The 19,733-nt window shown below is 70.2% G+C and carries 14 protein-coding genes; 12 read left to right on the top strand and 2 right to left on the bottom strand.

What is annotated here, in order from left to right:
• Position 1 precedes the first annotated feature (1 nt).
• Positions 2-598, top strand: coding sequence for a TetR/AcrR family transcriptional regulator (locus QQM39_RS42200; RefSeq protein ID WP_302002856.1), 597 nt, complete (start codon positions 2-4; stop codon positions 596-598).
• A gap of 8 nt (positions 599-606) precedes the next feature.
• Here QQM39_RS42200 and QQM39_RS42205 read toward each other — a convergent pair whose 3' ends face one another.
• Positions 607-1,734, bottom strand: coding sequence for an acyltransferase family protein (locus tag QQM39_RS42205; protein ID WP_302002857.1), 1,128 nt, complete (start codon positions 1,732-1,734; stop codon positions 607-609).
• 225 nt (positions 1,735-1,959) lie between these two features.
• Between QQM39_RS42205 and QQM39_RS42210 the strand changes: the two genes are divergently transcribed.
• The 3 genes from QQM39_RS42210 (at position 1,960) to htpG (ending at position 5,730) form a co-directional block, all read left to right on the top strand.
• Positions 1,960-2,874: a hypothetical protein gene (locus QQM39_RS42210; protein ID WP_302002858.1), complete on the top strand. Its 915-nt coding sequence runs from the start codon at positions 1,960-1,962 to the stop codon at positions 2,872-2,874.
• Positions 2,875-3,001: 127 nt separating this feature from the next.
• Complete coding sequence (locus QQM39_RS42215) at positions 3,002-3,718, top strand: class F sortase (protein WP_302002859.1); 717 nt, start codon at positions 3,002-3,004, stop codon at positions 3,716-3,718.
• Positions 3,719-3,825: 107 nt separating this feature from the next.
• Positions 3,826-5,730 (top strand): molecular chaperone HtpG, encoded by a 1,905-nt coding sequence (gene htpG / locus QQM39_RS42220; protein ID WP_302002860.1) that lies wholly within the window; start codon positions 3,826-3,828, stop codon positions 5,728-5,730.
• A gap of 363 nt (positions 5,731-6,093) precedes the next feature.
• Here htpG and QQM39_RS42225 read toward each other — a convergent pair whose 3' ends face one another.
• Positions 6,094-8,337: a glycosyl hydrolase gene (locus tag QQM39_RS42225; RefSeq protein ID WP_302002861.1), complete on the bottom strand. Its 2,244-nt coding sequence runs from the start codon at positions 8,335-8,337 to the stop codon at positions 6,094-6,096.
• Positions 8,338-8,576: 239 nt separating this feature from the next.
• On the opposite strand from QQM39_RS42225, the gene QQM39_RS42230 reads away from it, so the two are divergent.
• The 8 genes from QQM39_RS42230 (at position 8,577) to QQM39_RS42265 (ending at position 19,732) form a co-directional block, all read left to right on the top strand.
• Positions 8,577-10,085, top strand: a complete 1,509-nt coding sequence (locus QQM39_RS42230) for a Y4yA family PLP-dependent enzyme (RefSeq protein ID WP_302002862.1) — start codon at positions 8,577-8,579, stop codon at positions 10,083-10,085.
• Positions 10,082-11,416 carry a pyridoxal-phosphate dependent enzyme gene (locus tag QQM39_RS42235; protein WP_302002863.1) on the top strand — a complete coding sequence of 445 codons (1,335 nt, stop codon included), beginning with the start codon at positions 10,082-10,084 and terminating at the stop codon, positions 11,414-11,416. The genes QQM39_RS42230 and QQM39_RS42235 overlap by 4 nt, the downstream gene beginning before the upstream one ends.
• A gap of 5 nt (positions 11,417-11,421) precedes the next feature.
• A complete protein-coding gene (locus QQM39_RS42240) occupies positions 11,422-12,642 on the top strand; it encodes an aminotransferase class V-fold PLP-dependent enzyme (protein ID WP_302002864.1) in 1,221 nt (406 codons plus the stop codon).
• A 96-nt stretch (positions 12,643-12,738) separates the two neighbouring features.
• Positions 12,739-13,506, top strand: a complete 768-nt coding sequence (locus QQM39_RS42245) for a class I SAM-dependent methyltransferase (protein ID WP_302002865.1) — start codon at positions 12,739-12,741, stop codon at positions 13,504-13,506.
• A 191-nt stretch (positions 13,507-13,697) separates the two neighbouring features.
• The gene (locus QQM39_RS42250) at positions 13,698-14,825 is read left to right on the top strand and encodes a GNAT family N-acetyltransferase (RefSeq protein WP_302002866.1); all 1,128 of its coding nucleotides are present in this window, start codon (positions 13,698-13,700) and stop codon (positions 14,823-14,825) included.
• Positions 14,826-14,982: 157 nt separating this feature from the next.
• The gene (locus tag QQM39_RS42255) at positions 14,983-16,218 is read left to right on the top strand and encodes a DegT/DnrJ/EryC1/StrS family aminotransferase (RefSeq protein WP_302002867.1); all 1,236 of its coding nucleotides are present in this window, start codon (positions 14,983-14,985) and stop codon (positions 16,216-16,218) included.
• 295 nt (positions 16,219-16,513) lie between these two features.
• On the top strand, positions 16,514-18,250 hold the full coding sequence (gene polX / locus QQM39_RS42260; RefSeq protein ID WP_302002868.1) for a DNA polymerase/3'-5' exonuclease PolX: 1,737 nt from the start codon (positions 16,514-16,516) through the stop codon (positions 18,248-18,250).
• A gap of 198 nt (positions 18,251-18,448) precedes the next feature.
• Entirely contained in the window at positions 18,449-19,732 is a 1,284-nt protein-coding gene (locus tag QQM39_RS42265; protein WP_302002869.1) for a sugar ABC transporter substrate-binding protein, read from the top strand.
• The last annotated feature ends 1 nt before the right edge of the window (position 19,733 follow it).

Consider the following 19,733-nt stretch of genomic DNA (forward strand, 5'->3'; position numbering starts at 1 on the left):
CATGGCACGGTTGCCGTCCGCCGAGCGGCGGCGACAGCTCACCGAGGCGGCGATCAGGGCGATGGCCCGGGACGGCGTACCCCACACCACGACCCGGTCCATCGCCGCCGAGGCAGGCGTCTCGCTGAGTGTCTTCCACTACTGCTTCGACTCCAAGCAGGAGCTGATCGAGTCCGTCATCACCACCCTCACCGACCACTCCGTGACGGTGGTCAAGGAGGCCATACGGCCCCGGGCCACCCTCGAGGAGACCGTCCGGGCCGGCTTCCAGGCGTACTGGGACCACGTGCGCGCCCACCCGGACGAGCACATGCTCACCTACGAACTGACCCAGTACGCCCTGCGCCGGCCCGGCTTCGAGCAGTTGGCCCGACGCCAGTACGAGCTGTACGCCGACACATACGCCGAGCTCATCGACCAGCTGCGACACACCATGGGCCTGCGGCTCCACGTGCCCGTCCCCGTCCTGGCCCGCTACCTGGCCGCCATGACCGACGGCCTGACCCTCAACTTTCTTGTGCTCGGCGACGACGCGGCCTGGAACGACATCCTCGACACGGTCATCGCACACATCGCCGGGCTGGTACGCGCGAGCTGACGGGGAGGTCATCCGCGTCGTACGGCGGCCCGCTCGCGGATTGGTTCCGCAGGGCCCGGCGCGTCCCGCCGGAAGAGCCACCGCAGGTCCGGCTCCACCACGAAACGCAGGACGCGCCGGACGGGCGGGGTGCACAGCAGGGTCACAACCACGGCGGCGACGACGGTGACGACGACCGCGCCGAGCGGGCGCTGCACCCACACCGGGTCGTACCAGCCCCAGAACTTGGCGCCCTGGGCGACGAAGCCGTGCAGCAGATAGCCGTACAGCGTCCCCGCACCCAGCACGGTGCACCACATCCGCCGCCCGGGCACCCAGGCGAGGAAGCAGGCCACCAGAAGCAGCGAGCAGACGAACAGCGCCGGCGTCATCACGACCCCGTACCACGCGGGCGCGCCCAGCTCCTCGGCGCTGTCGCGGTGGTAGAACCAGCCGCCGGTCATCCGTGGCACCGCCCAGTACGCCACCACGAACGCGCCCGCGAACACGGGCACGGCCGCGATCCGCACCGAGCGCCGGCGGACCAGCCGGAAGTGCTCCGGCTTCAGAAACAGACCCAGCACGAAGTACGGCAGGAACTGCAGGGCGCGCTGAAGATCGAGGTCGTTGCCTATGGACGGCGAGAGGGTGGCCAGCATCGCCACGCCGAGCGCGAGCGGCACCGGCAGGCGCACCCGCTGCCACAGCGGGGTGGTCAGCCGCCACAGGAACAGCGCCGCCAGGAACCACGTCAGATACAGCGGGTCCAGCAGACTGACCGGGCGGTCCGGCTCCTGGTCGGTCCACCGGGTGAACAGGGTGTACGCCGTCTCGAAGACGACGTACGGGACGACGAGACCGCTCACCAGGCGCTTGAGCCGTTCCGGGCGGCCGTCGAAGCCGCCGGAGAAGTATCCCGAGACGACGATGAAGGCCGGCATGTGGAAGGCGTACACGAGCATGTACACCGCGCTGACGGCCCGGCTGCCGTCGCGCAGCGGCTCCCACGCATGGCCCACCGCCACCAGAACGATCGCCGCGTACTTGACGTTGTCGAAGAAGGCGTCCCGCTGCTTCGAAGGCGCAGGTGGCGACGCCGTGGCGGGAACGCGAGCGGTGTCCACCGCCCCGCTTGCTGCGACGCTGTGCTGAGACATCCCACGCGCCTCACCACTTCGGGGCGCTGTAAACCTCCGCAGGTCAGCACGGCTTTTCGCACGCGAGGGGAGCGTCGCCATACGGCCGGTCGGGGTGTGGGCGTAACCCGTGTGAACGCCCTGAATGGTGCGACCGGAAGGAATGGCTGACGGTGGATCACGTCAGGCCTGGCTCCAGTGGTGATGAAGCGTCAGCCGCCCAGGCCGTGACGGAAGGACTCACCTATGCGCTCTGTCCGCATGCTGCTCGCCACCGCGACGGCCACGGCCGCACTGGCGATCGCACCCGCAGCCTACGCCGTTACGGCGGGTGACTGGGACCACGAAGACAATTCCTACAGCAAGGAGCACGACAAGGAGGGCAAGCACGACGCGCCTCGCGGCGGGATGCACACGGGTGGCGGAGCGCTGACCGCCGTCACCGACGAGGACTCCGACTGGGGCGGGTCCAAGGACCCGAAGCCCGACAAGGAAGGCAAGCACGACGAGGGGAGCAAGCACGAAGAGGGCGGCAAGCACGAAGACGGCGGCAAGCACGACGAGGAGAGCAAGCACGACGAGCCTCGCGGCGGTGTGCACACGGGCGGCGGAGCGCTGGCCGCTGTGAACAGCGACGACGACTGGGGCGCTTCCAAGGACCCCAAGCCCGACAAGGAGGGCAAGCACGACGACGGCGGCAAGAAGGAAGAGGGAGGCAAGCACGACGAGGGGAGCAAGCACGACGAGGGAAGCAAGCACGACGAGGAGAGCAAGCACGACGAGCCTCGTGGCGGGATGCGCACGGGCGGCGGAGCGCTGGCCGCTCTGCACAACGACGACGACTGGGGCGGTGCCAAGGACCCCAAGCACGACCCGGACAGCTACCGGAGCAAGGACGGCGGGCACGAGGAGGACTCCTGGGGCGGCGACCACGACAAGGGGTCCTGGAAGGAAGACGACCACGAGAAGGACTCGTGGGGCGGTGACCACGACAAGGACTCGTGGGGCGGTGACCACGGCAAGCCGCGCGGAGGCATGCACACCGGAGGCGGCGGTCTCGCCTCGCCGGGTGTCACCACGGGCGGTCTGGCCGCGCTGGCGGTCGCCGGCACCGGCCTGTACGCGCTGCGTCGCAAGAAGGCAGCCGGATCCGCGGCCTGACCCATGTCTGACCCGTGCCTGACCGCATGACCGCTGTGGCCGCCGCACGTGCGCCGCGCGTCGCGGCGGCCCCGCCCGCCCTTCCGTCCGCTGTGTCCCCTGCCGTGCCCGAGTGAGGTGGTGCCCGATGGCCGCCGGCCGTTCCTCTTCCCCCGATGCCGACCCGGCCCTCCGCGACGCCGGTTCCGTGGCCTCACGGCGGATAAGGCGCGCGGCCGCGGCGACGTTCTGGAGCGTGGTCGCCGTCATGACACTGATGGTGACTCTCCCGGACGGCCGGTACGAGGCGCCCGAACCCCGCTCCGCCCCGCACGCTCCACCCGCGGTCGAACCGCGCACACCCCCGGCGGCCGAGCCGTCCTCACCCGCCCCCCAGCATGCGGGCAAGCACCTGCCCCGGTCCCGGCCGACCCGCCTGCGCATCCCCAAGATCTCCGTCGACGCGCCCTTCACCGACCTCGCCATCGGCAGTTCGGGCCAGCTCCAGCCCCCACCGGCCCACGACACCAACCTCGTCGGCTGGTACGCCAAGGGGGCATCCCCCGGTGAGCCGGGCACGTCGATCATCGCCGGGCACGTGGACACGGCGACGTCCGCCGCGGTGTTCGCGAACCTCAGCGAGCTGAAGAAGGGGGACCGCTTCCAGGTGGACCGGGCCGACGGACGCAGAGCGTCCTTCGTGATCGACAGCGTGGAGATGTTCGACAAGGACGACTTCCCGAGCCGGCGCGTGTACGGCGACACCCCCCGGCCCCAGGTCCGGCTCATCACCTGCGCGGGGGACTACGACCGGCAGGTCAGGGACTACACCGCGAACCTGGTGGTCTTCGCCCACCTCGCCTGAACCCCCGGGTTCCGCTGTTTCCGCACCGCGGCACTCCGCGCCGACCTCGTGTCTTACAGTGACTGCGACCAGTTCCGGTGACTGAACCTGTGAGGTAGTCGCGAACCATGCCGACCGAGACGTTTGAGTTCCAGGTAGAGGCCCGTCAGCTGCTCCAGCTGATGATCCACTCGGTCTACTCGAACAAGGATGTATTCCTGCGGGAGCTCGTCTCCAACGCCTCCGACGCGCTCGACAAGCTGCGCCTGGAGAAGCTGCGGGACGACTCCCTCGACGCCGACGTGTCAGACCTGCACATCGAGATCGCCGTCGACAAGGAGGCCCGTACCCTCACGGTGCGGGACAACGGCATCGGGATGTCGTACGACGAGGTGGGGCAGCTCATCGGCACCATCGCCCACTCGGGAACGGCCACGTTCCTCAAGGAGCTGCGGGAGGCCAAGGACGCGGCCGGGGCCGAGGGGCTCATCGGTCAGTTCGGTGTCGGCTTCTACTCCGGCTTCATGGTGGCGGACGAGGTGACGCTGGTGACCCGGCGCGCCGGCGAGAGCCAGGGCACCCGCTGGACGTCGCGCGGTGAGGCCACGTACACGCTGCAGACGGCCGAGGACGCACCGCAGGGCACGTCCGTCACGCTCCACCTCAAGCCCGCCGACCCCGAGAACCAGCTGCACGACTACACCTCCCCGTGGCAGATCAGGCAGATCGTCAAGCGGTACTCCGACTTCATCACCTGGCCGATCCGGATGGTCCCGGAGGCGGCCGAGGGCGACGGCGACACCCCGGCCGAACCCGAGACGCTGAACTCCATGAAGGCGCTGTGGGCGCGTTCGCGCGACGAGGTGTCCGACGACGAGTACCACGAGCTGTACAAGCACATCAGCCACGACTGGCGCGAGCCGCTGGAGACGATCCGGCTCCAGGCGGAGGGCACCTTCGAGTACCAGTCGCTGCTCTTCATCCCCTCGCACGCCCCGCACGACCTGTTCACGCGGGACTTCAAGCGCGGCGTCCAGCTGTATGTGAAGCGCGTCTTCATCATGGACGACTGCGAGGCGCTGCTGCCGCCCTACCTCCGCTTCGTCAAGGGCGTTGTCGACGCGGCGGACCTCTCGCTCAACGTCTCCCGCGAGATCCTGCAGCAGGACCGGCACATCCGGATGATGCAGCGCCGGCTGACGAAGAAGGTCCTGTCCACGGTCAAGGAGTTCATGACCAGGGACAGCGACCGCTACGCCACCTTCTGGCGGGAGTTCGGCACCGTCCTGAAGGAAGGCCTGGTCACCGACTCCGAGAACCGTGACGCCATCCTCGCCGCCTCCTCGTTCGCGACCACGCACTCGGACGACGAGCCGACCACGCTGGCGCGGTACGTGGAGCGGATGAAGGACGGCCAGGACGACATCTACTACATCACCGGCGAGTCCCGGCAGAGCATCGAGAACTCCCCGCACATGGAGGCGTTCCGGGACAAGGGCATCGAGGTCCTGCTGCTCACCGACGCCGTCGACGAGGTGTGGGTCGACGCCGTCGGCGAGTACGAGGGCAAGCGGCTGCGGTCCGTCGCCAAAGGCGAGATCGACCTGGACGCCAAGGGGGATGAGAAAGCCGACGACGAGCGGGAGAAGCAGGCCGAGGAGTACTCCGGTCTGCTCGGCTGGATGGGCGAGCAGCTGGACGAGGACATCAAGGAGGTGCGCCTGTCGACGCGGCTCACCGTCTCTCCGGCCTGCGTGGTCTCCGACGCGCACGATCTGACCCCGGCCCTGGAGAACATGTACCGGGCGATGGGCCAGGAGGTGCCGCGCACCAAGCGGATCCTGGAGCTCAACCCCGGCCACCCGCTGGTGAAGGGCCTGAACCAGGCGTACAAGGAGCGCGCGGACCGCACGGAGCTCGCCGAGTCCGTCGAACTGCTCCACACGCTGGCGGTGCTCGCCGAGGGCGGCCAGTCCAAGGATCCCGCGCGTTTCGTGAAGCTGGTGGCGGACCGTCTGGAGCGCACGTTGTAGTCGGCGCTGTGGGCCATGTGGTTGGTGCGCGGGCCGTTGTCAGTGGCCCGCGCTACCTTCCTTGAAGTCGGCTCCTGGCCGCATTTCCGCGAGGATTCATGGCCTCGCGTCCCAACCGTTCCTGAAGACTGAGTGGGAGCGAGCCCGATCAGCCGCACGTCCCGAACGGTCTTGGGCGCGCTGGTCCCGGGGGCCCGGTCGGCCCACAGCACTGCAAGCGCGTGGGCCGACCATCACACGATCGGGCTAACTCAACCTCGTGCGCAGACTGCCGGGTCACCGATCCGGCAGCCATGCTCAGGGCGTCGATGTGCCGGCCGAACGCGGGCTGCTCGGCGGAGCGGTCCCGGGCTCGGTCGGTGGTCAGGCCGTGGTCAGCTCATAGAAGCCCCTGCCGAATGTGGCGGCCACCAGGCGGTGGTGCCCGGCGTCGTACTCGATGTCGTCGACCGGCACCTGCGGCATGCCCCGGCCGAGCCGCAGCCAGTGGGCGCCGCCCGCGACACTGGTGAACACGCCCTGGTCGGTGCCGACGTAGAGGATGCCGCCGCGGGCGACGACCAGGTCGTTGACGGGCGCCGCCGGGAGGTTGCCCGACAGATTCCGCCAGTGCCGGCCGCCGTCCGTGCTGCCGTACACATGAGGCAGTGAGGAGCCCGAACGGTAGCCGGAGTGTGTGGTCCAGACGCGGTCGGGGTTCTTCGGGTCGACGACCACCCGGGTCACCCAGGGCAGTCCCTCGGCCAGCTTCGTCCAGGTCGCCCCGAGGTCCCTGGTGACCCAGACGCGGCCGTCGTCCGTGCCCACATACACGGTGCGTCCGTCGCCCGCGGGGGCGATCGACGTGATCGTGCCGTAGTTGGTGTAGATCGGGTCGGGGCCCGGACCGCCCGTCAGGTCCGGACTGACCGGCTGCCACGTCTCGCCCCCGTCCGTGGAGCGGTTGAGCACCTCCGAGCCGTAGTAGAGGACCTTCGGGTCGCGCGGATCGAAGACCACCGGGGTGAACCAGTTGCGGCGTTGGTACGTCGTCCGGTCGGCGAAGTACGTGAGTGTGTCGCCGCCGTCGGTGGAGCTGAAGCAGTTGCCGTACTGGTAGCAGGCGAAGACGTTGTTCACGTCGGTCGGGTTGATCAGGTTCTCCTCGCCGTCACCGCCGAGGTACTCGTTGAACAACTCTCCGCCCCAGGAGCGCAGCGAGCCGTTGTCCTGGGCGCCGCCCGAGACCCTGGTGACGTCCTGCGGGCTGATCGCCGCGCTGTAGAGCTGGGTGTACGGCTGGTGGCGGGACTTGACCCAGCCGCCGTCGCCGTTCGCGTCGGAGCGGTAGACGCCTCCGTCGTTGCCGATGTACACGCGGCCCGGGCGGCGTGGGTCCCACACCATGGCGTGGTGGTCGACGTGCAGGCTCGTGTCGTCGGCGCTCCAGGTGTCGCCGCCGTCCTTCGTGGTCATCAGGGGGACGCCGGCCACATGCACGTGCTCGCTGTCGCGCGGGTCGATCCACACCTTGCCGAACCACCAGCCGAAGCTGGACTGGGAGCCCGTGAGGTCCTCGTCGGCAGGGGTGCGGGTCCAGTTGTCGCCGCCGTCGGCGGAGGCGTAGAAGCCCTCGAAGGGGCCACTGGCCTTGTTGGCGATCGCGTAGAGCTTCTCGCCCGCCACCGCCAGGCCGATGCGGCCCACGTCGGGGCCCTCGGCGGGCAGTCCGCCGCCGAGCCGCTGCCAGGTCGCGCCGTCGTCCGTGCTGCGGAAGACGCCCGAGCCCACCCCGCCGTATGTCCGCAGCTCGGGTGTTCGCCGGTGGTCCCACAGCACGGCGTAGAGCCGGTCGCCGTCGATGACGATCTCGGTGGCGCCGGTGAACTCGTTGGCGCCGGTGAGGATCCGCTTCCACGAGGCGCCGCCGTCCTCCGAGCGATAGACGCCCCGGTCGCCACCGCCGTTGTACAGCGAGCCGGCCGCGGCGACATAGATACGGCGGGGGTCGGCGGGGTCGACGGTGATGGCACTGATCGCGCCGGAGTCGCGCAGCCCGATCGGCGTCCAACTCTTGCCGCCGTCCCGGCTCCGATACAGGCCCGTCCCCTCGTAAGTGATGCTCCCACCCCCCGGGTTGGGCTCACCGGTGCCCACGTACAGGGTGCCGTCGGGGGCGGTGGCCACCGCGCCCATGGCCTGGGTCCAGCTGTCGGGCCACACCGAGTGGAAGGTCGCCCCGGCGTCGGTGCTGCGCCACAACCCGCCGCTCGCGGCCGCGGCGTACAGGGTGTCGGCGCGCTTGGGGTCGAGCGCGAGGGACACGATCCGTCCGCCGATGTTGGTGGGGCCGATGCCCTTCCAGCGTCCGCCGACGGTCGGCAGTGCGCGCGCCTGCGCCGCGGCGAGGTCATGGGCGTGGCGCGGCATCGACTCGCCCGGCAGGGTCTTCTGGAGGTAGCGGTACTCCGCGGGGGCGGCCGGCCCACGGACCGGGCGGTAGACATCGGACGGACCGGGCGGCGCGGACGACCCGGACGGCGGGTCCGGCGCGGCGGCCGCGGGCGCCGCGAGCAGCGCCGCTCCGGTGACCGCGGCGAGAACCAGTGACAGCAGACCTCTGCCCATGCAGCCTCTTCCATCGTCATGGTCATTTCAATTCCGCAATGACGGTACGAGAGAAGGAAGTTGAGCAAAAGGGTGGGTGATGCACCCCGTGGGTTCCCGCCATCCCTTGACGTACCGCCCACTGCGGCAAGTACGGGGCGTAAACCACTCGAAGGAAGGGAAAGGAGCTATACGGCGAACCGCGGGGAGTGATCGGCAGTGCCCGGGATGTCGGGCCCGAGTGCTGGGGAGGGCCAGGCATGGGCGGGCAGCCCCTGTATCTCGAACCGCGGCTGGAGTCGCGATTGCGCTCGTTGCTGCATTCCACGCAGCTGCTGCACACGCTGACCGACGCGCTCGGGTCACCCTTGAACGTGGTGGTCCCCGACCAACTCGCCGACAATATCCGGCAGTTCCGCTCGGTGTACGGCACCCGCCACCTGTCCGGCCAGATCTACTTCGCCCACAAGGCCAACCGGTCCAGCGCCCTGCTGCGGCGGCTCGCCGCCACGGACGCCGGTGTGGACGTCGCCTCGCTGGAGGAGCTGCAGCACGCCCTCGGCGCCGGCCTCACCCCCGACCGGATCACCGCCACCGGGCCGAAGAACCCGGAATTCCTGTGGCTGGCGGCCCGTACGTCGGTCGCCGTCAGCCTCGACACGCGAGGCGAGCTGGAGCAACTCGCCACGCTGGTGCGCAAACACGCGCTGCCCCGCTCGCGCGTCCTGCTGCGGCTTTCGGGCTTCGAGGCGTCCGGCGTGCGGGTGCTGAGTCGGCGGAGCCGATTCGGCACCCCGGTAAGCGAGTTGGAGCCTCTCCTGGAGGCCGTCGAGCGGCACGCCGACGTGGTCGACCTGGTCGGCGTGGCCTACCACCTGGACACGACGAGCCTCACCGAGAAGGCCACGGCGCTGGAGGGCTGTCTGCGGGTGCTGGAGGAGTGCCGCAGCCGCGGGCTCAGGCCCAGGGCCGTGGACATCGGCGGCGGGTTCGGCGTCAACTACCTTGCGCACGGCGGACAGTGGGACCGGTACACGACCGAACTCACCGAAGCCGTGCTGGGTACCCGCCCGCCCCTGACGTACGGCGGCCACGGCTACGGACTGCGCAACGAGGCCGGCACCCTGCGCGGCACGCTCGGCCTGTACCCCGCCCACCGTCCCGTCGCCGGAGCCCGCTACCTCGACGAACTGCTCGCGCACCCGGCCGCGTCCCTGGGCGGCCGCCCCCTGGCCGCCCTGCTCCTGGAGCACCTGTACGACCTGCACACCGAACCCGGCCGGGCTCTCCTCGACCAGTGCGGACTGACGCTGACGAAGGTGCTGGAGGTGCGTGAGACGGAGGCCGGTGGCCCCCTTCTCGTACGGCTGGCGGCCAAGGCCGACGACGTGGCGCTGGAGGAGCACGGGGTGTTCATGGACCCCGTCGTCGTACCACGGGACCCGGCAGGCGCAGGAGCGGGCACGCGGGCGGGGGTCGGTGCCGGCGCCGACGCCGGTACCGAACCGGTCGCCGTGCATCTCTTCGGCAGCCTCTGCCTGGAGTCCGACCTGATCACCCGCCGCACGGTCTTCCTGCCGCGCCGCCCCGAACCGGGCGACCTGCTGGCGTTCGCCAACACGGCCGGCTACTGCATGGACTTCCACGCCACCCGTGCCCAGCACCAGCCCTCCGCGCGCAAGGTCGCCGCCTGGCAGGAGGGCGACACATGGCGCTGGTGCCTGGACGACCAGTACTGGCCGACCACACCCGTGGGGGGAGCGCTTTGAGGTACGACAGCATCACCGAGGCCATCGGCAACACACCGCTGGTGCGCATCGACCCGGCCGTGCACGGCCTCAGGCACATCGACCTGTACGCCAAGCTGGAGCTGCTCAACCCCTTCGGATCGGTCAAGGACCGGGCCGCCTGGAACATGGCGCGACCACACCTGTCCGGAGCGGCCGAGGAGGGCGGCCAGGTCGTCGAGCTGTCCAGCGGCAACACCGCCAAGGCCCTGGCCGTCCTCGCGGGCATGCACGGCCTGACCCTCAAGAGCGTCACCAACCGGATGCGCATCCCGGAGATCAAGGACCTGCTCCTGCTGCTCGGCGCGGAGATCGAGGAACTCCCGGGCCAGAGCGAGTGCCTGGACCCGACCGCCACCGACGACCCGCTCACCCTGTTCCATCGCACCCTCTCCGAGCCCGACAGCACCTATCTGCACACCGACCAGTACTTCAACCCGCGCAACACCGAGGCCCACTTCACCGGCACCGGACCGGAGATCGTCAAGGACCTCGACGGCCGGGCCCCGGACTGGTTCATCGCCTGCGTGGGCACCGCCGGCTCCTCCACCGGCGTCGCCCGCGCCCTGCGCGAACACGACCCCGCCGTACGGGTCGCCGGTCTGGTCGCGGCCAAGTCCGACTTCATCCCCGGCATCCGCACCATCGACGAGGCACACGAGGTGGGCCTGTTCGACCCCGCTACCTACGACACCATCGAGTCCGTCAGCGCCGACGAGGCGATCGAGGGAATGCTGACCCTCAACCGCCGCTGCGGCATCCTGGCCGGCCCCACCGGAGGGGCCGCCTACTTCGGAGCCGTACGCCAACTCCGCGTCGCCGACCAGGAGTTGGCCGACGAAGAGCCTGCCGAGCGGCAGTCGGCGGTGTTCATCGTCTGCGACCGCGTCGAGAGCTACCTCAGCTACGTCCGTCAGCGGCGCCCCGACCTCTTCGGCCGCCCCCGCCGCAAAAACTCCCCGGCCGACCTGTCGGACGCCGAGATACGCACGGCACCGGCCATCGGCGTCGCCGACGCCCAGGCGTGGATCGCCACCGGAGAACCACTCGTCGTCGACCTGCGCAGCCCCTACGCCTACGCCGCCCTGCACATCGACGGCTCGGTCAACATCGTCGACGAGCTCTTCGAGGAACTCCTGCACGGCGGGCTGCCCTTCAGCCGCAACCGCCCGGTCCTGCTGGCCTGTCCGGTCGGCGAGAAGTCCGCCCGCTACGCCGCCCTGCTGACCCGGATGGGGCACCCGGACGTCCGCAGTCTCACCGGTGGCGTCATCGCCTGGCGTGACGCGGGCGCACCCCTCGTCCGGGACTGATCCCCATGACCGTACCCAGGACCGACACCGACCGAGGCCCCGCTCGCATCGAGGAGTCGGCGGACTGGCAGCGCGCTCTGCGCGCCCAGTTCCCGATCATCACCGCACACCCGGAGCTGGCCTACCTGGACAGCGCCGCCACCGCCCAGAAACCGCAGGCCGTACTCGACACCGTCCACACCTACCTCACCACGACCAACGCCAACGCGGGACGCGGCACCTACACCTGGGCCAACCGGACCACCTCCCTGGTCGAGCAGACCCGCGACCGGGTCCGGCGGTTCCTGGGCGACCCCGCCCCGACCCGGTCGGCCGTGCACTTCACCAGCGGCACCACCGAAGGCCTGCGCGGCATCGCCCACGACTGGCTGCCCGGGTTCCTCGCCGACGGCGACGAGATCGTCGTTCCGGTCGCCGACCACGAGGCCAACATCGCGCCCTGGCTGGAGGCCCAACGGCAGCTGGCGCGGCAGGGCGTCCACATCCGCGTCCGGCCGATGCCGTACCAGCGGGCGTCCGGCGACTACGACCACACCGCGCTCACGGAACTGGCCGGTCCGCGCACCCGGTTCGTTGCCGCCAGTCACGTCCACCACGTGTACGGCGGCAACATGAACATCCACCGCATCCGCCGGGCGGTCGGCCCGGACGCGGTCATCTGCCTGGACGCCGCCCAGAGCATCGGCCATCTGCCCGTGTCCGTCGCCGACCTGGACGTCGACTTCGTCGTCTTCTCCGGGCACAAGGCCATGGCACTGCCCGGCACGGGAGCCGTCTGGGCCCGCCAGGCGCGCGGCCCGCAGTTCACACCGGGCGGCTGGTCCGGCACCCCCAACACGGTCGGCATCGCCTCCCTCGCCACCGCCCTGGACTGGCTGGACGCCGCCGGCACCGACCGGATCGAGCAGTGGACGGTCGCCCTGGCGGCCCGGCTCACCGACGGACTGCGTCACCTCGACGCCTACGAGATCCTCGGCTGCCGGACCAGCCTGGCCGCCGACTCGTCCGTACAGCAGCGCCAGGGCATCGTCACCTTCCGCCACCGTGCCGTGGACTCCGGTGACCTGGGCTTCATCCTCTTCAGCCACGGCTTCATGGTCCGTTCCGACCAGCACTGCCAGGGCAGCGCGGGGGAGCGGACCGGCTCGGTGCGGGTGAGTCTGCACGTCTACAACACCGCCGAGGAGGTCGACCGGCTGCTGGCCGTCCTTGCCACCCTCGGGTGACGTACCGCCATGAGAGGTAATGGGAACCGTTTCCATCTTGTAGTGTCGGCGCCGAGGGTGTGAGACAGGTGCGAGACGGCGAGGTGGCACGACCGGATGGGGCTGAGCCTGGCGACGGCGGAGCGATGGGTGGAGCGCTGGGAACGCCAGCAGCGGCGGTACGCCGTGGACCGCGAGGAGCGTTTCACGGTGATCGGCGACGTGGTCGAGCAGACCGTGGCGGGCGGCCCGGCCAGGCCGCTGGTCGTGGACCTCGGCTGCGGTCCCGGATCGCTGGCGGCCCGGCTGGCCCGGCGGTTGTCGCACGCGGACATCGTGGGCGTGGACATGGATCCGCTGCTGCTGGAGCTGGCCCGCACCCACCACGCGGACGCGGCCCGCTACGTGGACGTGGTGATCGGAGAGGAGGGCTGGACAACGGCCCTGCGGCTGGACCGCCCGCTCGACGCGGCCGTGTCGACGACGGCCCTGCACTATCTGGGCGTGGACGCCCTGTACCGCGTCTACCGGCAGCTCGCGGCGCTGCTGCGGCCCGGCGGCGTCCTCGTCAACGGTGACCACTTCCCGCACGACGACGCCCGGCTCGCCGAACTCACCGGGTGCGTCGGTCGCCGCCACGCCGAACGCGGGCAGGCCTTCGCCCACGAGGACTGGGCCTCCTGGTGGACGGCCGTCGCGAAGGATCCCGAGCTGACCGACCTCCTCGCCGAACGCCGCCGCCGACAGCCGCAGAGCGGTACGGCCGACAGCGCGGCGCGCCTGTCGGTGCCCGCGCATCAACGGCTGCTGCGGCAGGCGGGGTTCGGGCACGCCGGAGTCGTCTGGCAGTACGGCGCCAGCCACGTCGTCGTGGCGATCCGCTGAGCATTCGTCGTCGGTTGGCCGGGTGCACACCAAGCACAGCTAAAGGTTCCCGCAGGCGCCTTGACAGCGTGCGTACTGTTTCGCGACGTTTGAGCCTCGCCGTAAAGTTCGCCGCAAAGTTCGACATGGGCGAAATTGCGGCGAGGCGCTAAAAATGCGTCCTGGGGGGACTTTTGGGGGGAGTGGTCGCCGTGCGGTCCAAGAGCGCCATCACGATTCACCGACCCGAGGAGCTGGGCGAGTCGCTGCGCCGGGTGTGGCACCGGGCGATGGACGAGTCGCCCGAGTACGCCAACCCTTTCCTGGCGCCGGAGTTCGCGATTGAAGTCGGCAGGTACCGGGGCGGGGCGCGGGTGGCGGTGCTGCACGAGGGCGGGGAGGCCGTCGGCTTCCTCCCGTACGAGCGCACCGCCTTCGGAGTGGGGCGAGCCATCGGTCTCGGCCTCTCCGACTGCCAGGCCCTCGTGCACCGTTCGGGCGTCACCTGGGACACCCGGAACCTGCTGCGGGCCTGCGCACTGTCCGTCTTCGAGTTCGATCACCTCGTCGAGGAGCAGAAGCCGTTCGGGCCGTACGTCACGGGCACGTTCGCCTCGCTCGTGCTCGACCTGAAGCCCGGCGAGGGCGACTACCCGCAGTGGTTGCGCGCCGCGTACCCCGGACTTGCCAAGACGACGCTGAAGAAGGAGCGCCGCCTGAGCCGGAACGTGGGCGAGGTGCGGTTCGTGTACGACGAGCGCGACCCGCGGGTGCTGCGCACGCTCATGCGGTGGAAGTCCGCCCAGTACCGCAGGACGGGGCGGATGGACCGGTTCTCCAGGCCGTGGATCGTCGACCTCGTCGAGCACCTCTTCCAGGTCCGTGAGGAACACTTCACCGGCGTCCTGTCCGTGGTGTACGCCGGTGACCGGCCGGTCGCCGCGCACTTCGGGCCGAGGTCGCGCACGGTGTTCGCGGCCTGGTTCACCGCGTACGACCCCGAGTTCGGCTACTACTCGCCCGGACTGATGATGCACCTGCGGATGGCCGAGGCCGCGGGCCGGGACGGCGTGACGCTCATGGACATGGGGCGCGGCGAGAAGGAGTACAAGGACTGGCTCAAGACCCGTGAGCTGCGGGTGGCCGAAGGGTTCGCGGTGCGCTCGCACCCCGTGGCGGCGGCCCACCGGCTGTGGCGCAGACCCGTGCGCGGTCTGAGAAACACCGTCCTGGTCCACCCCGGCCTGCGCGATCCCGCCGACCGGCTGCTGAAGACCGTCGGCACGCTGCGCACTTCGGGCCTGGCCCACTCGTCAGGAGCGGGAGCCCGCGCCCGCTGAGCGGGGCCCGCTCTCATCACACGCAACGCGTCGGCGTCGTGTCCATGGCGCCCCGCGCTCTCGGATCCTCCTGTACGGCGGCCTCGATCGACGCGCGCCGACGTGCACGCCCGCCTGGGGCGACCCCTCCTCGTACCCTTCCACGGAAGAGGTGACCATGCCGTACGGATCGCGGCTCGCCGCGATGATGACACGGCGCATCGGACGCGAATGCGTCTACACGCCCTCGGCCCGACTGGCCCTGTACCTGGCGCTGCGGCGCTGGTGCCGGCCGGGCGCACGGGTGCTGATGTCCCCGGTGAACGACGACGTGATCCTCTTCGTCGTCCTCGCCGCCGGACTGCGCCCGGTACAAGCCCCCGTGTCCCAGTGGGACGGCAACATCGACCCGGCCGCCGTACCGGAGTCCACCTGGCGCACCGTGGACGCCGTCCTGACCACGAACCTGTACGGCATGCCGGACCGGGTCGTCGAACTGCGCCGCCGCTGCGACGAGTTGGGGATCCCGCTGATCGAGGACGCGGCGCACGCCATCGGCACCCATGTCGACGGGCAGCCGATCGGGACCTTCGGCAAGGCGGCGGCGTTCAGCCTGTCCAAGCACGTGGCGGCGATGGCCGGCGGTTTCCTGGCCGTCGAGGACGCGCGCACCCGACGGGAGTTGGAGCTGCTGCGCGACGATCTGCTGACCCCGCGCCGCCTGCACGCCGACCTGGCCACCACACTGCGCCCGCTGGCACGCTCCGCCGTACGCTCGCTCCACCTGGCGCGTCCCGTGTGGCGCACGATGCAGCGCCTGCGGCTGCTGGAGCGGGACGACTTCCGCATGGCCCTGCACGCGCCCCGCCTCGCCGGCAGCGCACGCCACGCGCCGAGCCTGGCCGCGTACGAGCCCTGGGTGCGGGTCGACCTGCACGGCTTCCGCGCCCGCCACGGGGCCTTGGTCCGGGGGCAGTTGGAGCTGCGGATGGCCCTGCTCGACGGTGACCTCGCCCGCCGCAGGGCCGGTGTCTCACTGCTGTCGGGCACCACCTGGGCCAGCCCGGCCCTGCGCGACCGGGCGGGTGACGGCCCGCCGCCCCTCTTCCGGGTCCCGCTCCTCGTCCACGACCGCGACGCCCTGCTCGAACGCCTGGTGAATCACGGCGTGGTCGCGGGATACGTCTACGACCCGCCGCTGGACGACTACGCGGGCGCCGAGTTCGTCGAACCGTCCCCCGACCCCTCGGCCGCCCGCTGGTTCGCCGCGCACACCCTGCCGGCCGACCCCCTCCTGGCCCGCAGGATCACCCATGCCCTGACCAAGGAGCGGGCGGCCACCGCACACCCTCCGCTCCCGACCACCCCCGTGTTCGACACCACGGCCACGCCACCCACACCCCTGGGCCACTAGGCCCTGTCGTCAAATTCCCGCCTGCCCGGCGGCGTCTGGCACGCACTCCCCCACTCTCGACTTCGCTCGAGCGGGGGGACCCCCATGCCGCGTTGCCGAACCGCCCACGTGGCTCCTCCTCCACGCGCGAACCGAGCTTCGCCCGGCTCGCGCGGGGGCACCCCCATCGAGGGCGCCGGGCCCGCCCTCCGGGCGGACGACGGGAATGTGACGACAGGGCCTAGCGGAACGGGCGGCTCGCCCGATCGGGTTCCGGCACCGGGCCGCCTTGCCCCACCTTGCCTACCCTGGAGGTGTGACCCGCCCCAACGACGAGGTCGCCGCGCTGCTCCAGGAGTACGCGGATCTGATCTCGATCACCGGAGGAGACGCGTTCAAGGCGCGCGTCTACGAGAAGGCCGCCCGGGCGATCGGCGGCCACCATGCCGACGTGTCCACGCTCGACGTCAAGGGTCTCAAAGAGATCCCCAACGTCGGCAAGTCGATCGCCGAGAAGGTCGTCGAGTACTTCGCCGGCGGCAGCGTGTCCGCCGTCGAGGAACTGCGGGCGAAGATCCCGGCCGGTGTCCGGCAGCTCACCGCCATTCCTACGCTCGGCCCGAAGAAGGCGCTGGTCATCTACCAGGAGCTGGGCATCTCCACGACCGAGGAACTCGCCGACGCCATCCACGAGGAGCGGCTGCGCGACCTGAAGGGCTTCGGACCGAAGACCGAGGAGAACATCCTGCACGGCATCGGCCTGCTGCAGTCCTCCGGCGACCGCGTCCTGATCGACGTCGCCATGAGCCTCGCCGAGGACATCGTCGCGGAGATGTCGCAGGTCACCGGCTGCAAGCGCTGCTCCTACGCCGGATCGCTGCGCCGCGTGCGCGAGACCATCGGCGACATCGACATCCTCGTCGCGGCGAAGAAGTCCGAGCCCGTGATGCGGGCCTTCACCGAGCTGCCGTACGTCTCGGAGGTCATCGCGCACGGCGAGAAGAAGACGTCGATCCGCACCGGCAAGGGCCTCCAGGTCGACCTGCGGGTCGTACCGCCGGACTCCTGGGGCGCGGCGATGCAGTACTTCACCGGTTCTAAGGCGCACAACATCCGCACCCGCGAGCTCGCCGTCCACAAGAAGCTCAAGCTCTCCGAGTACGGACTCTTCGACACCGAGACCGGCAAGAAGATCGTCTCCGAGACCGAGGAGGACGTGTACGCCCGGCTCGGCCTGCCGTGGATCCCGCCCACCCTGCGCGAGGACCGGGGCGAGATCGCGGCCGGGCTGCGCGGCGAGCTGCCCGAGCTGGTCCAGGAGCAGGACATCCGGGGCGATCTGCACACCCACACCGACCTCACCGACGGTCTCGCCCCGCTGGAGGAGATGGTCGCCGCGGCCGCCGAGCGCGGTTACGCCTACTACGCGGTCACCGACCACGGCCCCGACATGGCCATGCAGCGGATGACCGACGAACGGATCCTGGCCCAGCGCGCACGCGTCCGCGAACTCGACGGGCAGTACGGCAAGCGCGGAAAGCGGGCCGGCATGCGGGTGCTGCACGGCGCGGAGCTGAACATCGGCCCCGACGGCGACGTGGACTGGCCGCCGGAGTTCCTCGCCGGCTTCGACCTGTGCGTGGCGTCGGTGCACTCGCACTTCAACCAGGGGCGCGAGGCGCTGACCCGGCGGATCGTCCGGGCCTGCGAGAACCCGCACGTGAACATCATCGGCCACCCCACCACCCGCATCATCGGCAAGCGCCCCGGCATCGACGCGGACTTGGACGCGGTGTTCGCCGCCTGCGCACGCACCGGCACGGCCCTGGAGATCAACTCCCATCCCGACCGGCTCGACCTGCGCGACGAGGACATCCTGCGGGCCAGGCGGCACGGCGTGAAGTTCGCCGTCGACAGCGACGCCCACGCCGTGATCCACCTGGCCAACCTGCGCTACGGCGTGGGCACGGCACAGCGCGGCTGGCTGACCAAGGACGACGTGATCAACACCTGGCCGCTGACCCGGCTGCGGCGCTTCCTGGACCAGGGCTGACCTCTGGCGAAGGGCCCCCGACGTCGCCGAGCGTGGTCGGCTTTCGCTCGTGTGCGAGTGGTGCAGGTTGAAACTCGTGGGAAACAAGGGCTTGTAGCCAGATTTAACGAGGGTTAGTTTAACCGTCACTCGAAGCCGGGCCCGGTCTCCCGAGGGCTGTTTCCTGCGTGTTCGCCCTTTACACCGAGGAGTAGTGCCATGCCAGTTGACAAGGTCCAGATGTCGCGCCGGGGATTCCTCGGCCTCGGAGTCGCGGCCGGGGTCGTGACGCTCACCGCGTGCGGTTCGGGCAGCGGCAGTTCGAGCGGGCCCCTCGTCATGACCGTCTGGGGCGGCGACGCCGACCGCAAGACGTACCAGAAGCGCATCGACCTGCTGGTGAAGAAGTACCCGGAGCTGAAGGTCAAGCTCCAGCTGATACCCAGCGACTCGTACCCCCAGAAGGTGCAGACGATGATCGCGGGCGGCAGCGGCCCGGACATCATGCAGGTCGCCGAGAGCGTCAACACGTACTCCAGCAAGAACCAGTTGCTGCCCCTCGACGACCTCGCCAAGAAGGCCGGCCTCGACACCGAGAAGCGCTTCGGCCCGGTCGGCTCCATCTACACGTACGAGGACAAGTTGTACGCGATCCCGGACCGCTCCGGCGCGATCGCCGTGTACTACAACAAGGACCTGTACGAGAAGAAGGGCATCAAGGCCCCCACCGCCGAGTGGACCTGGGACGACGCGCTCGATGCCTTCAAGGAGCTCACCGTCCCGGGCAAGCAGTGGGGTTACACCGGCGCCGAGTGGTACCCGCAGTGGTGGAGCCTGGCGTACCAGAACGGCGGCACCATCATCGACGCCAACGGCCGCCCCGCCGTCGACAGCGACGAGGTCGTCGAGGCGCTGCAGTGGGCCGGTGACCTGGTCTTCAAGCACAAGGTGGCGCCGAGCAAGGCGGACTACGCCGACATGGGCTCCGAGGTCGGCGGCGACCAGGCCTTCCCGATGCAGAAGTGCGCCACGCACGCCAACGGCTTCTGGGTCACCGCCGGTCTGACGGACGCCAAGTTCGCGTGGGACATCGCGCCGATCTGGCGCGGCAAGAAGCAGGCCGTGTCCGCGTTCGGCAGCGGCCTGGCCATCTCCCGGACCTGCAAGCAGCGCGACAACGCCTTCAAGGCGATCGACTTCCTCACCTCGGACGCGGCGCAGCAGCAGATCATCGACGACGGCGAGGACGTACCGGCCAGCCTCACGGTGCAGCAGAGCGCCGCGTTCCTCAAGCCCGCGTGGATGAAGGCCGACGTCAACATGGGCGCGTTCGCGGAGTCCAGCGACTTCATCTTCCGCGCGCCGTTCATCCCCGAGTGGAACGAGATGATGTCGGCCATCGACGCCGGCCTCGCCGACTTCTGGCTGGGCAAGGAGAGCGCCAAGAAGGCGCTGACCGCCCTGCAGAAGGACCTTGAGTCCATCATCAAGTCCGCGGGATGAC

This window comes from Streptomyces sp. DT2A-34 (assembly GCF_030499515.1).
GTDB lineage: Bacteria > Actinomycetota > Actinomycetes > Streptomycetales > Streptomycetaceae > Streptomyces.

Excerpts from the sequence above, each read along its gene's own strand:
- QQM39_RS42200 (WP_302002856.1), top strand. The coding sequence starts at position 2 with ATGGCACGGTTGCCGTCCGCCGAGCGGCGGCGACAGCTCACCGAGGCG.
- QQM39_RS42205 (WP_302002857.1), bottom strand. The coding sequence starts at position 1,734 with ATGTCTCAGCACAGCGTCGCAGCAAGCGGGGCGGTGGACACCGCTCGC.
- QQM39_RS42210 (WP_302002858.1), top strand. The coding sequence starts at position 1,960 with ATGCGCTCTGTCCGCATGCTGCTCGCCACCGCGACGGCCACGGCCGCA.
- QQM39_RS42215 (WP_302002859.1), top strand. The coding sequence starts at position 3,002 with ATGGCCGCCGGCCGTTCCTCTTCCCCCGATGCCGACCCGGCCCTCCGC.
- htpG (WP_302002860.1), top strand. The coding sequence starts at position 3,826 with ATGCCGACCGAGACGTTTGAGTTCCAGGTAGAGGCCCGTCAGCTGCTC.
- QQM39_RS42225 (WP_302002861.1), bottom strand. The coding sequence starts at position 8,337 with ATGGGCAGAGGTCTGCTGTCACTGGTTCTCGCCGCGGTCACCGGAGCG.
- QQM39_RS42230 (WP_302002862.1), top strand. The coding sequence starts at position 8,577 with ATGGGCGGGCAGCCCCTGTATCTCGAACCGCGGCTGGAGTCGCGATTG.
- QQM39_RS42240 (WP_302002864.1), top strand. The coding sequence starts at position 11,422 with ATGACCGTACCCAGGACCGACACCGACCGAGGCCCCGCTCGCATCGAG.
- QQM39_RS42245 (WP_302002865.1), top strand. The coding sequence starts at position 12,739 with ATGGGGCTGAGCCTGGCGACGGCGGAGCGATGGGTGGAGCGCTGGGAA.
- QQM39_RS42255 (WP_302002867.1), top strand. The coding sequence starts at position 14,983 with ATGCCGTACGGATCGCGGCTCGCCGCGATGATGACACGGCGCATCGGA.
- QQM39_RS42265 (WP_302002869.1), top strand. The coding sequence starts at position 18,449 with ATGCCAGTTGACAAGGTCCAGATGTCGCGCCGGGGATTCCTCGGCCTC.